Here is a 12141-nt window from a genome sequence, read left to right as displayed (position 1 = left end):
CGTGCCGAGGATCCATAATCCCGGTGTCAGCCGCCGCGCCACGATCTGGGAACACCGAGCGTATGGATCCTCGGCACAAGGCCGAGGATGACGGCGGGGGGGATATCGCCACAGCCATCGCAATGCCGCTGGTTCATAGTCAGAGAATCCAACCGCTTGCCGAATTATGTCCCCCCTCCAAAACGCGCGTATTCTACTCCCCGTTTCGTCACACCGGAGGGCTCGTTTGGCCTGCGATCTTGCGGCGGCTGGAGCGGATGGAACGGGAGCGGGTCCGAAACGGCCAGCGCCGACATCGACTCATGGAGCGGTGTCGGAGGATCGAGGGGGATACTCGATCGCACTCGGGACGGGGTTCGCAGACCCCGTCGACCCGTCGCAGGCTTATGGGGTTAGGCGATAAGACCGCCATCGCTCGACGCCCCGTCCTCGGGCTTGCCCCGAGGATCAGCAGGCCAACCTTCCGCGCGGAGCGTCGAACTTCGTCGAAACGGTAATCTTTCATCACACTCTGGGCGAAGGCCCGGCGCCCCGTCGCCGCACCCGGTTCAAATCGTCGTCGAAGCGGCCTATGTGGGCGGCTTCGTCACGGAGCCTTGTCTTGCTGATCGTTCTTTCCCCCGCCAAGCGACTGGACTTCACCCCGGCCGACCCGGCCCTGCCCGGCTCCGACCGCCGCTTTCTGGAAGACACCGACAGCCTGGCCAAGACCGCCCGGCGCCAGACCAAGGCGGATCTGCGTCGGTTGATGGGGATTTCCGACGATCTGGCGACCCTGAACGTCGAACGGTTCAAGGCCTTCGAGTCCGAATCGACCGACGGCGTCCAGGCCGCCTTCGCCTTCGCCGGCGACGTTTATGAGGGGCTGAAGGCGCGCGAACTGGGCGCTGAGGCCCTGGACTTCGCCCAGGCGCACGTCCGCATCCTGTCGGGCTTCTATGGCCTGTTGCGGCCGCTGGACCGGATCCAGCCCTATCGGTTGGAGATGGGCACCCGCCTAAAGACCGGGCGCGGCAACAGCCTCTACGACTTCTGGGGCGACCGCATCTCCAAACAGCTGAACGCGGACGCGGCCGACCAGGCCGATCCGACCCTGGTGAACCTGGCCAGCCAGGAATATTTCGGCGCAGTGGACGCCAAGGCGCTGAACCTGCCGGTCGTCACGCCCCAGTTTCGCGAGGAAAAGAACGGCGAGACCCGCATCGTCTCCTTCTTCGCCAAGAAGGCGCGCGGCGCCATGACCCGTTTCGCCATCGACGAGCGGGTGGAACGGGTCGAGGATCTGAAGGCTTTCGACCGCGACGGCTATCGTTTCGACAAGGCCGCATCGACCGACAGCGACTGGATATTCATCAGGTCGGGAAATTCTTGATCCCCGGCGCGTCATGCCGCTAGTCTCGACCGAAAGATCATAAAGGGCGGACCCATGTCAGAACGGCCTCACTCCTCGACCGAAGACCAGGCCTCGCCGGTTCGCCAGATCGGCGAGATGTCCGGTCAGGTCGCGGTCGTCACCGGCTCGACCTCCGGCATCGGCCTGGCCCTGGCGCGGGCGGTGGCGGCGGCCGGCGGCGACGTGGTGCTGAACGGCCTGGGCGATCCAGCCGAGATCGAACGCACCCGCGCCGATCTGGAGGCTTCGTCCGGACGGCGCGTCCTCTATCATCCGGCGGACATGACCCAGGGCGACCAGATCGCGGACATGGTCGCCTTCGCCAATCGCGAGCTGGGTCGGCTGGACATTCTGGTCAACAACGCCGGCATTCAGCACGTCGAATCCGTCGAGAACTTCCCTGCCGATCAGTGGGAGAAGATCATCGCCATCAACCTGTCCTCGGCCTTCTACGCCACACGCGCCGCCATCCCGATCATGAAGGCGCAGGGGCGCGGTCGGATCGTCAACATGGCCTCGGCCCATGGCCTGGTCGCCAGTCCGTTCAAATCCGCCTATGTCGCGGCCAAGCACGGGATCGTCGGCTTCACCAAGACCGTGGCGCTGGAGCTGGCGCGCGACAACATCACCTGCAACGCCATCTGCCCCGGCTTCGTCGAGACGCCCATCGTGTCGAAACAGATCGCCGACCAGGCCCGCACCCGCAACATGAGCGAGGCGCAGGTGCTGACCGACGTGATCCTGGCCGCCCAACCGACCAAGCGGTTCGTGAAGACCGAGGAGCTGACCGGAATCTTCCTCTATCTGGTCAGCGACCTGGGCGCCTCGGCCAACGGCGCCAGCTTCTCCATCGACGGCGGCTGGACCGCCCAGTAAGGGCCTGACAGGCAGGGGCGACGGGGGCGACATGGCGATCTTCAGACGCAAGACCCCCCAACCGGCGGACACGGGCGCTCAGCCGCCCGGCAAACGACCGATCTGCCTGGCGCTTCAGGGCGGCGGCGCCCACGGGCCTTCCAGTGGGGCGTGCTGGACCGACTGCTTGAGGACGACCGGCTGGACGTTCGCGCAATATCGGGCGTCTCGGCCGGTGCGATGAACGCCGCCGCCCTGGTGTCCGGCCTGGCCGCCGGCGACGGCCGGGCCGCGCTGGACAAGCTGTGGCGCGAGGTGAACCAGTCGGGCGGTCGCAACGTCTTTGGCGACAGCGCCATCTGGAATGCCGCCCAGCCGCCGGACTGGATGAAGGACAACCCCTTCTGGCGCGCCGGCGAGACGCTGGCCCTGTCGATGAGCCCCTATGAATTCAATCCCCTGAACCACAATCCTCTGAAACGGGTTCTGAAGGCCGCCGTCGACTTCGGCGCCGTCCAGGCGTCCGACATCAAACTGTTCGTCGCCGCCACGGCGGTGCGTCAGGCCAGGGCGCGGATATTCACCGCCAGCGAGATCAACGCCGACGTCCTGATGGCGTCGGCCTGCCTGCCCCACCTGTTCCAGGCGGTCGAGATCGAGGGCGAGCCCTATTGGGACGGCGGCTATCTGACAAATCCGCCGCTGTGGCCCCTGACGGGCGAGGACACGCCGGACGACGTGCTTCTGATCACGCTGAACCCCATGGCCCGCGAGGAAACGCCGCGCAGCGCCGCCGACATCATGGATCGGCTGAACGAGATCGTCTTCAACGCCCCCCTGGTCGCGGAACTTCGCGCCATCGCCATCGCGGGCGAGATGATCGGCCAGGGCCAGATCGACGTGGGCGGACAGGGCCCCTATCGCCACGTTCGGATGCACGCCATCGAGGCGGATCGTTGGCTGTCGGACCTGTCGCTGCGGACCAAGTTCAACACCGAATGGAGCTTCCTGAACGATCTGAAGACGCGCGGTCGCGCCGCCGCCGACGAATGGCTGGAAAGCTGTCTGGGCGCCGTGGGGCGTCACGCCAGCGTCGATATGCAGGCCCGCTTCGGTTAGCCGACGAAGCCGGCGGCGCGGCGCAGACGATCGTTGATGGCCTCGCCCAGTCCTGTCGCCGGGATCGGCGAGATGGCGATGCCGACCGGCCGGGTGCGATCCGCCTCGCGCAGCAGCCGAAACAGACGGGCCGCCGCCTGCGCCAGGTCGCCGCTGGGGCTCAGGCTCCAGCGCGTCTCGCCCACGCCGGGGCCGAACCCCAGCAGAATTTCGCCCGGCCGCGCCGCAGCCGCCTCGATCCGCACCGGGGCGTCCGGCGCGTAATGCAGCGTCAATCGCCCCGGAGAGCGCCGCCCCTCCCCGTTTTCCGCCAACGGTCCGACCACGGCCTCGATCTGGGCCCGCGTCACCGCGCCGGGCCGCAACAAGGCGACACGGCCGTCCACCACCGACACGACCGTGCTTTCCAGCCCCACCTGACACGGCCCGCCATCGACGGCGGCGGCGACGGCGAAACCGGTCTCCTCCACCGCATCGTCGAAAGTCGTCGGGCTGGGCCGTCCCGATCGGTTGGCCGACGGCGCCACGACCGGACCGCCGAAGGCCGCCAGAACCGCCCGAGCCATCGGATGGGCCGGAACCCGGATCGCCACGCTGTCCAGCCCGGCGCGAGCCAGATCGCAGACCCGCCCTGCATCCCGAACAGGCGCCACGAGGGTCAGCGGTCCCGGCCAGAAGGCGTCGGCCAGAGCCTGAGCCGCGGCGTCGAAGACGGCGATCTCGGCCGCCGCCGCCGCATCGGCGACATGCGAGATCAACGGATTGAATCGCGGCCGGCCCTTGGCTTCGAAGATGGCCGCGACCGCCTGCGGGTTCCCGGCGTCTGCGCCCAGGCCATAGACCGTCTCGGTCGGCAGCAGGATCAGCGCCCCGGCCTTCAGGGCGTCGGCAGCCTCTTGCGGCGTCGCGCTCATGGTCGGCGCGGGATCAGCGGGATCATCCGGTGCAGCACATTGTCCCGGTCGATGAACTGATGCTTCAGCGCCGCCAGGACGTGCAGGGCGATCAGTACATACAGCCCCTTCACCGCCAGACCATGGACGGCCATCAGGCCGCGCGCGGCCTCTCGCCCTCCTCCGATGGGCAGCAACGGCCATTCGAACAGGCCGAACCATTGTATGGCGCGACCGCCGGCCGAAGACGCCAGCCATCCGGTCATCGGAATCACGATCAGCGCCAGATAGAACAGCACATGGGTCGCCCGCGCCGCCAGCCTCTGCCAGCGCGGCAGGTCGGACGGCAGGGCGATGGCGGGATGGGCCAGACGCCAGCCGATGCGCGCCAGCGTCGCCACCAGGATCGTCAGACCCAGCGACTTGTGCAGCATGACGAACTGGCCCGACAGCGGCCCCTCGGTATTCTCGTGCGCCGTGATCAGCAGCACCTGGATCAGGACCGCCGCCGCAATCCCCCAGTGCAGGACCAGGGACACGGTCGAATATCGATTTCGCGGTTCGCCCATGGCTTCCCTTCCGTGACGGCACTACGTCACCTTGCGCAGAGACGGGGCGCGTCGCCAAGACGCTTGCGACACCCTGCCTCGACGCGGCACTTAGGCCGCAAAGACGATTGAGGAAACCCATGACCTACCGCGCGCCCGTTCGAGACCTGGCCTTCACCCTGGAGGCTGTCGCCGGCATGGCCGACGTCGCCGCGACCGGCGCCTTTCCCGACTATGACGCCGATGTCGCCGCCGCCGTGATCGAGGCCGCCGGCCAGTTTTCCGAAGAGGTGCTGGCGCCCCTGAACCGCATCGGCGACCAGCAGGGCTCGACCTACGCCAACGGCGCCGTCACCGCCGCGCCTGGTTTTGCCGACGCCTATCGCCAGTTCGCCGCCGGCGGCTGGACCGGCCTGTCCGCCTCGACCGAGGCCGGAGGCCAGGCCCTGCCCAAGGCGCTGGAGCTGGCCGCCTATGAGACCGTTCACGCCGCCAACATGGCGTTCGGTCTGTGCCCCATGCTGTCGCTGGCCGCCATCGAGGCGCTGGAGCAGGTCGGCACCGAAGACCAGAAGTCGAAATACCTGACCAAGCTGGTCAGCGGCGAATGGACCGGGGCCATGGTTCTGACCGAGCCCGGCGCCGGGTCCGACCTGGGCGCCCTGACCGCCACCGCCACGCCGAACGGCGACGGAACCTATGCGCTGAACGGCCAGAAGATATTCATCACCTGGGGCGACCACGACGCCACCGACAACATCGTCCATCTGGTGCTGGCCCGGCTTCCCGACGCGCCCAAGGGGCCTAAGGGGATCAGCCTGTTCCTGACGCCCAAGTTCGCGGTCAAGGACGACGGAAGCCTGGGCGACCGCAACGCCTTCCGCCCGGTCGGCGTCGAGCACAAGCTGGGCATCCACGCCTCGCCCACCTGCGTCATGAGCTATGAGGGCGCCCGCGCCGAACTGGTCGGCCAACCGAACCAGGGCCTGGCCCACATGTTCGTGATGATGAACGCCGCGCGCCTGGCCGTCGGCGTGGAGGGTGTCGGCGTCGCCGAACGCGCCTATCAGCACGCCCTGGCCTATGCGCTGGACCGTCGTCAGGGCCGTTCGGTCTGGACCGGAGAGGCCAATGCGCAGATCTTCGATCACCCCGACGTGCGCCGGATGCTTGGCGTCATGAAGGCCAAGATTTCCGCCGCTCGCGCCATCTGCCTGTCCACCGGCGTCGCCGCCGATCTGGCCCGACATGCCGCGACGCAAGAGGAGCGCCGCCGCTGGAAGGGCCGCGAAGACCTGTTCACCCCCATCGCCAAGGCCTGGTCCACCGACGTCGGCTGCGAGGTGGCCTCGATGGGCGTGCAGGTTCACGGCGGCATGGGCTTCATCGAGGAAACCGGCGCGGCCCAATACTATCGCGACGCCCGCATCGCCCCGATCTACGAAGGCACCAATGGCATCCAGGCCATGGATCTGGTCGGGCGCAAGCTGTCGATGGATGGCGGCGAATCGGCCAAGGCCCTGATCGCCGACATGAAGACGACCCTCGCCGATCTCGGCGCCCTCTATTCCGGCAAGCCCGTCGAACGTTTCGCCACGGCCATCGAGGCGGTCGAGGACGCGACCCTGTGGCTGCTGGACCAGAAGGCCGATGCGAATGCGGCCGCCGACGTTCTGGCCGCCGCAGACGCCTATCTGAAACTGCTGGGCGACGTCGTCGGCGGCTGGATGCTGGCCAAGAGCGCGCTGGCGGCCAAGGCTCGGCTGAGCGCTGACGACGGCGATCCGGCCTGGCTGCAGGGCAAGCTGGACCTCTACGAGATCTACGCCGCCAATGTGCTGGGCCACGTGTCCAGCCGCCTGGCGGCCGTGGGCCAAGGCGGCGCCGTGCTGCAACGTCTGTCGGTCGAGGCGCTGGCGGGCTGACCGCGTGGCGCCTCATTGACCTTCGTCGTCGGTCGCCCGCAAGGTGCGGCCTTCGACCTTCAAATGCAGGGAGCGACCGATGAACCGTCGGCAAGTGATCATGTCCACGGCTGCCACGGCCCTGTCCGCCTCGGCCGTCCCTGCCCTCGCCCGCCAACCTGCCGGAGCCTCGATGCCCCAACCGCCCGTCGCCAAGAAGATTCCCGTCGTCATCGAACAGTTGGGCCGCACCCGCACCGACGACTATCAATGGATGAAGGACGATAACTGGCAGGCGGTTCTACGCGATCCGACCCTGATCAAGGCCGAGGTCAAAGAACATCTGACGGCCGAGAACGCCTATCGCGAGGCCATGATGGCCTCCACCCTTCCGTTGCAGCAGACGATGTTCGCCGAGATGCGCGGCCGCATCAAGGAAGACGACAGCTCGGTCCCCGCGCCGGACGGCGGCTGGAACTACTACGTCGAATACAAGACCGGCGATCAGCACCCGCGCTACATGCGGGTCGAACGCCAGGGCACATGGATGGTGGACGGCAAGCCGGTGACGAAGAATTTCGTCATGGCCCCGACGCCGCAACTGCTGCTGGACGCCAATGTCCTGGCCGAAGGCAAGGCCTATTCGGAAGTGTCGGCCGCCTCGCACAGCCCCGACCACGCCCTGTTCGCCTATGCCGAGGACGCCCAGGGGTCCGAAGTCCACAAGATCTACGTCAAGGACATCGCCACGGGCGAGGTTCTGCCCGACGTGATCGACAGCGCCACCGGCGACTTCGTCTTCTCGCCCGACAGCCAGTGGATCTTCTGGACCAACCGCGACGACAACGGCCGCCCCGACAAGATCTTCCGTCGCCCGGCGCGCGGCGGCGAAACCACCCTGGTCTATGAAGAGGCCGACGACGGCATGTTCATCGGCGTTGGCCGAACCGCCGACGACCAGTTCATCCTGATCGGCATCCAGAATCAGGAAACGTCAGAGGCCCGATACATCCCCGCCGCGACGCCCACGGCCGAGCCGGTGGTTCTGGAGCCGCGCGTCGTCGCCATTCGCTACGACGCCGATCACTGGGGCGACCGCTGGGTGATCCGCACCAACGCCGACGACGCCAACGACTTCAAGATCGTCCAGGCCCCGACCGCGACGCCGTCGAAGGCGAACTGGACCGACCTGGTCGCCCACGCGCCCGGCCGCTTCATCGAAGGTCTCGACCTGACGAGCGGCCATCTGGCCCGCCAAGAACGCGCCGACGCCAACACCCGTATCATCATCCGCGACCGGGCCGGCGCCGAGCATGAGATCGCGGTGGATGAACCCGCCTTCGCTCTGTCGCTATCGGGCGCGTCGGAGTTCGACACGACGACGACCCGCTACGCCTACAACTCGCCGTCCACCCCGACCCAGACCTTCGACTACGACATGGCGACGCGCGAGCGGACGCTGCGCAAGACCCAGCAGATTCCGTCCGGTCACAATATCGAGGACTATGTCGTCGAACGGCTGAACGCCCCGGCGTCCGACGGTCAGTTGGTGCCGGTGACGGTGCTGCGCCACAAGTCGACGCCGGTCGACGGCTCGGCGCCGCTGCTGCTTTACGGCTACGGATCCTACGGCATTCCCATGCCCGCCAGCTTCTCAACGAACAGGCTGTCGCTGGTCGATCGCGGCTGGATCTACGCCATCGCCCACATCCGGGGCGGCTCCGACAAGGGCTGGGGCTGGTTCCTGGACGCCCGGAAGATGACGAAGAAGAACACCTTCACCGACTTCATCGCCGCCGCCGAACATCTGATCGACCGCAAATACTCGACGACTGGCCATATCGTGGCCCAGGGCGGATCGGCGGGCGGCCTGCTGATGGGCGCCGTCACCAATATGCGGCCCGACCTGTGGGCCGGCGTGATCGGTCAGGTGCCGTTCGTGGACGTCATCAACACCATGAGCGACACCTCCCTGCCGCTGACGCCGCCGGAATGGCCCGAATGGGGCAACCCAATCGAGGATGCGGCGGCCTACGACTATATGCTCAGCTACAGCCCCTACGATCAGGTCGCGCCGAAAGCCTATCCGGCGGTGCTGGCCACCGGCGGCCTGTCCGATCCGCGCGTCACCTATTGGGAGCCGGAGAAGTGGGTCGCCAAGCTGCGGCCCGCCACCACCTCGGGCAAGCCGGTGCTGCTGAAGATCAACATGGAGGCCGGCCACGGCGGGGCGGCGGGGCGGTTCGACTATCTGAAGGAGGTCGCCCACGACTACGCCTTCGCCGTCTGGGCCGTCGACAAGGGGTGGGAGACGGCGTGAGCGCCCAGACGGTTCGCGACGCCCGTCCCGACGACATCGCGGCGATCACCGCCATCTACGCCGAGAGCGTCGCCAACGGGCGCGGCACGTTCGAGCTGGAACCGCCTGACGAGGCCGAGATGGCGTCGCGTCTGGCGGCGGTCCAAACCCTGAGCCTGCCCGGCCTGGTCGCCGAAATCGGCGGGCGGGTCGCCGGCTACGCCTACGCCGCGCCGTTCCGCACGCGCCAGGCCTATCGCTACATGGTCGAGGATTCGATATATGTCGCGCCCTGGGCGCGCGGACAGGGCGTCGCCGGCGCCCTGCTCGATGTCCTGGTCCAGCGCTGCGAGGCGATGGGACTTCGTCAGATGGTGGCGGTCATCGGCGATTCGGAAAACGTCGGCTCCATCGCCCTGCACCGAACCCGCGGCTTCATCGACGCCGGCGTTTTCAAGGCGGCCGGCTGGAAGCACGACGACTGGCGCGATGTCGTCTTCATGCAGCGGCCCCTGGGCCAGGGCGCCTATGCGTCGCCCGACGCGCCAGGCATGCCGTTGGTGGACAAGAAGCGCGGCTAGGTCAGCGACGACGCCACGGGCCGGTTCGACTGATCGTCCATGTGCCACACGGCCTCATAGCCGAGCAGCGCCGCGCCGATGACGAACATCAGCCCGCCGGCGATCAGCACCAGGCGGACGTGCCGGTGCAGGTGATAGAGCAACTCGCCGATCATCGACCGCTCCGCGACATCTCGGATCGTGCCAAATCGATCCGTCCCGGCCATCTTAACGCAAAAGCCGCGCCTGATGGAATCGCAGGTCCGTGAACGACGTTATGTCACATCAGGCGACTCTGCACCACGGCCGCGCCGATGAAGCTGGCGAACAGCGGATGCGGCGCGAACGGGCGACTCTTCAGCTCGGGGTGATACTGGACGCCGATGAACCAGGGGTGGTCGGGCCGTTCCACCGTCTCGGGCAACACGCCGTCCGGCGACAAACCGGCGAAGACCAGCCCCGCCTTGGCCTCGATCGCTTCGCGATAGTTGATGTTGACCTCGTAGCGGTGGCGGTGCCGTTCGCTGATGGCGGTCGCGCCATAGATTTCAGCGATCTTCGACCCTGCTGTCAGGGTCGAATCATAGGCGCCCAGTCGCATGGTGCCGCCCAGGTCTCCGCCCTGTTGACGCAGGACACGCTGGTTGCCCTGCGTCCATTCGGTCATCAGGCCGACGACAGGCTCGTCCGTCGGGCCGAACTCGGTCGAGGACGCCTTGGGATAGCCCGCCAGGTTCCGCGCTGCCTCGATCACCGCCATCTGCATGCCGAAGCAGATGCCGAAATAGGGGATGTTGCGTTCCCGGGCGAAGCGGGCCGCCTCGATCTTGCCTTCCGATCCGCGCTCGCCGAAACCGCCGGGCACCAGAACGGCGTGGGCGCCCTGCAGCCGCTCCTCGCAGGCCTCGGGATCGCCTTCGAAGGTGTCGGCCTCGACCCAGTCGATGTTGACCTTGACGTTGTTGGCCACGCCGCCGTGATGCAGCGCCTCGATCAGCGACTTATAGGCGTCCTTCAGGACCGTGTATTTGCCGACCACGGCGATGGTGACTTCGCCATCGGGGTGCAGGCGACGGCGTGAGATTTCCTGCCAGCGGGTCAGGTCCGGCTCCGGCGCGTCCGTGATGCCGAAATGGGCCAGGACTTCGCGGTCCAGACCCTCGCGGTGATAGTCCAGCGGCACGGCGTAGATGTCGGCCGAATCCATCGCCTGGATCACGCCGCTTTCGCGCACATTGCAGAACAGGCCGATCTTGCGCTTCTCGTCGGCCGGGATCGGCTGTTCGCAACGGCACAGCAGGATGTCGGGCTGGATGCCGATCGAGCGCAGTTCCTTGACCGAGTGCTGCGTCGGCTTGGTCTTCATCTCGCCGGCGGTCTTGATGAAGGGCAGCAGCGTCAGATGGACGAAGCACGACTGGCCGCGCGGCAGGTCCTGGCCCAGCTGACGAATGGCCTCGAAGAAGGGCAGGCCCTCGATGTCGCCGACCGTGCCGCCGATCTCGACCAGAACGAAGTCGACGTCGTCGCCATCGTCGGTCAGGGCCGGGGTCAGGCAGAAGGATTTGATCTGGTCGGTGACGTGCGGGATGACCTGGACGGTCGCGCCCAGATAGTCGCCGCGACGCTCCTTTTCCAGGATGGTCGAATAGATCCGGCCGGTCGTGATGTTGTCGGACTTGGCCGCCGACACGCCGGTGAACCGCTCGTAGTGGCCCAGGTCCAGGTCGGTCTCGGCGCCGTCGTCGGTGACGAAGACCTCGCCGTGCTGATACGGGCTCATGGTGCCCGGATCGACGTTCAGATAGGGGTCCAGCTTGCGCAGGCGGACCTTGTAGCCGCGCGCCTGCAGAAGAGCGCCGAGAGCGGCGGAGGCGAGGCCTTTTCCTAGCGAGGAAACCACGCCGCCGGTGATGAACACATAGCGAGCCATGGGCGAACACCTTACTCCATGATTCGCGAACGGCGCATGGCCCGCGGCGAATCGAACTGTTGATCAAAAGAAGAAAGCGCGCCCTGCGGCGCGCTTTCCAAAACTCTGGTCGGGTTTCCGACCCTTACTGGGCGGGTTGCTGGGCTGGGGCTGGGGCCGGCGCCGGCCGGGCGCCCGCCGACGGAAGGCTGGCTTCCAGATCGTCCAGCGACGGCGCTGCCGGCTTCGCCGGGGCGGCGGGCTGCTGCTGCGCGGGTTGCTGCTGAGCCGGGGTTTGAGGCGTCGTGGCCAGCGATCCGACCGCGTCGGCGTCGATGCCCGAAACCGAGGCGCGATCCATGTTGCCGACCACGGTCAGCACGATGGTCAGACCGAACAGCAGGGCCGCCAGAATCCAGGTGATCTGCGTCAGCAGATTGCCCGCGCCCCGCGCCGTCATGAAGCCCGAAGGTCCGCCGCCCATGCCCAGGGCGCCGCCCTCGGACCGTTGAAGCAACACCACCCCCGTCAGGGCGACGGCGACGATGATAATGGCGACGAGCAGAATGGTCTGGAGCATGGTGTCAATCATGTGGGCGCGGATCTGCGCCGATCAAGCGGCGGCCTCTATCATCGAAGCGCGCCGGGGGCAAACCAT

10 protein-coding genes and 1 pseudogene are annotated in these 12141 nt (G+C 67.2%); 6 read left to right on the top strand and 5 right to left on the bottom strand.

Annotated elements, in window-relative coordinates; all coding sequences use genetic code 11:
• The first annotated feature begins 601 nt into the window (after positions 1 to 601).
• The 3 genes and pseudogenes from yaaA (at position 602) to B3Z70_RS09530 (ending at position 3367) form a co-directional block, all read left to right on the top strand.
• Entirely contained in the window at positions 602 to 1372 is a 771-nt protein-coding gene (gene yaaA, locus B3Z70_RS09540; protein WP_292019779.1) for a peroxide stress protein YaaA, read from the top strand.
• A 117-nt stretch (positions 1373 to 1489) separates the two neighbouring features.
• Entirely contained in the window at positions 1490 to 2269 is a 780-nt protein-coding gene (locus tag B3Z70_RS09535) for a 3-hydroxybutyrate dehydrogenase (RefSeq protein WP_292019815.1), read from the top strand.
• Positions 2270 to 2300: 31 nt separating this feature from the next.
• Positions 2301 to 3367, top strand: a pseudogene (locus B3Z70_RS09530) (patatin-like phospholipase family protein).
• Here the strand turns inward: B3Z70_RS09530 and B3Z70_RS09525 are convergent.
• Together B3Z70_RS09525 and B3Z70_RS09520 are read right to left on the bottom strand one after the other, a co-directional pair.
• The gene (locus tag B3Z70_RS09525; protein WP_292019781.1) at positions 3364 to 4281 is read right to left on the bottom strand and encodes an L-threonylcarbamoyladenylate synthase; all 918 of its coding nucleotides are present in this window, start codon (positions 4279 to 4281) and stop codon (positions 3364 to 3366) included. The pseudogene B3Z70_RS09530 and the gene B3Z70_RS09525 sit on opposite strands and share 4 nt — an antisense overlap.
• A complete protein-coding gene (locus B3Z70_RS09520) occupies positions 4278 to 4799 on the bottom strand; it encodes a cytochrome b (protein WP_292019783.1) in 522 nt (173 codons plus the stop codon). Before B3Z70_RS09520 ends, B3Z70_RS09525 begins: the two co-directional genes overlap by 4 nt.
• A 149-nt stretch (positions 4800 to 4948) precedes the next feature.
• Between B3Z70_RS09520 and B3Z70_RS09515 the strand changes: the two genes are divergently transcribed.
• From B3Z70_RS09515 to B3Z70_RS09505, 3 genes are all read left to right on the top strand, one after another.
• Positions 4949 to 6733, top strand: coding sequence for an acyl-CoA dehydrogenase (locus tag B3Z70_RS09515; protein ID WP_292019786.1), 1785 nt, complete (start codon positions 4949 to 4951; stop codon positions 6731 to 6733).
• A 79-nt stretch (positions 6734 to 6812) separates the two neighbouring features.
• A complete protein-coding gene (locus tag B3Z70_RS09510; RefSeq protein WP_292019789.1) occupies positions 6813 to 9032 on the top strand; it encodes a S9 family peptidase in 2220 nt (739 codons plus the stop codon).
• A complete protein-coding gene (locus B3Z70_RS09505) occupies positions 9029 to 9592 on the top strand; it encodes a GNAT family N-acetyltransferase (RefSeq protein ID WP_292019791.1) in 564 nt (187 codons plus the stop codon). The genes B3Z70_RS09510 and B3Z70_RS09505 overlap by 4 nt, the downstream gene beginning before the upstream one ends.
• On the opposite strand, the gene B3Z70_RS09500 is transcribed toward B3Z70_RS09505, so the two are convergent.
• The 3 genes from B3Z70_RS09500 to secG all read right to left on the bottom strand — a co-directional run bounded on the left by B3Z70_RS09500 (position 9589) and on the right by secG (position 12063).
• Positions 9589 to 9747, bottom strand: coding sequence for a hypothetical protein (locus B3Z70_RS09500; protein ID WP_292045411.1), 159 nt, complete (start codon positions 9745 to 9747; stop codon positions 9589 to 9591). The two genes, B3Z70_RS09505 and B3Z70_RS09500, sit on opposite strands and share 4 nt — an antisense overlap.
• A 104-nt stretch (positions 9748 to 9851) precedes the next feature.
• Positions 9852 to 11504, bottom strand: a complete 1653-nt coding sequence (locus tag B3Z70_RS09495; RefSeq protein ID WP_292019795.1) for a CTP synthase — start codon at positions 11502 to 11504, stop codon at positions 9852 to 9854.
• 124 nt (positions 11505 to 11628) lie between these two features.
• On the bottom strand, positions 11629 to 12063 hold the full coding sequence (gene secG / locus B3Z70_RS09490; protein WP_409410535.1) for a preprotein translocase subunit SecG: 435 nt from the start codon (positions 12061 to 12063) through the stop codon (positions 11629 to 11631).
• Between the last annotated feature and the right edge of the window lie 78 nt (positions 12064 to 12141).

Source organism: Brevundimonas sp. UBA6550, assembly GCF_002434505.1.
Lineage (GTDB): Bacteria > Pseudomonadota > Alphaproteobacteria > Caulobacterales > Caulobacteraceae > Brevundimonas.
The sequence above is the reverse complement of the archived record's forward strand: the minus strand, read 5'-3'. Positions and strand labels throughout refer to the sequence as shown.

What these genes read in the sequence shown, in the direction of transcription:
- B3Z70_RS09535 (WP_292019815.1), top strand. Translation starts at nt 1,490, where the DNA reads ATGTCCGGTCAGGTCGCGGTCGTCACCGGCTCGACCTCCGGCATCGGC.
- B3Z70_RS09525 (WP_292019781.1), bottom strand. Translation starts at nt 4,281, where the DNA reads ATGAGCGCGACGCCGCAAGAGGCTGCCGACGCCCTGAAGGCCGGGGCG.
- B3Z70_RS09515 (WP_292019786.1), top strand. Translation starts at nt 4,949, where the DNA reads ATGACCTACCGCGCGCCCGTTCGAGACCTGGCCTTCACCCTGGAGGCT.
- B3Z70_RS09510 (WP_292019789.1), top strand. Translation starts at nt 6,813, where the DNA reads ATGAACCGTCGGCAAGTGATCATGTCCACGGCTGCCACGGCCCTGTCC.
- B3Z70_RS09500 (WP_292045411.1), bottom strand. Translation starts at nt 9,747, where the DNA reads ATGATCGGCGAGTTGCTCTATCACCTGCACCGGCACGTCCGCCTGGTG.
- B3Z70_RS09495 (WP_292019795.1), bottom strand. Translation starts at nt 11,504, where the DNA reads ATGGCTCGCTATGTGTTCATCACCGGCGGCGTGGTTTCCTCGCTAGGA.
- secG (WP_409410535.1), bottom strand. Translation starts at nt 12,063, where the DNA reads ATGCTCCAGACCATTCTGCTCGTCGCCATTATCATCGTCGCCGTCGCC.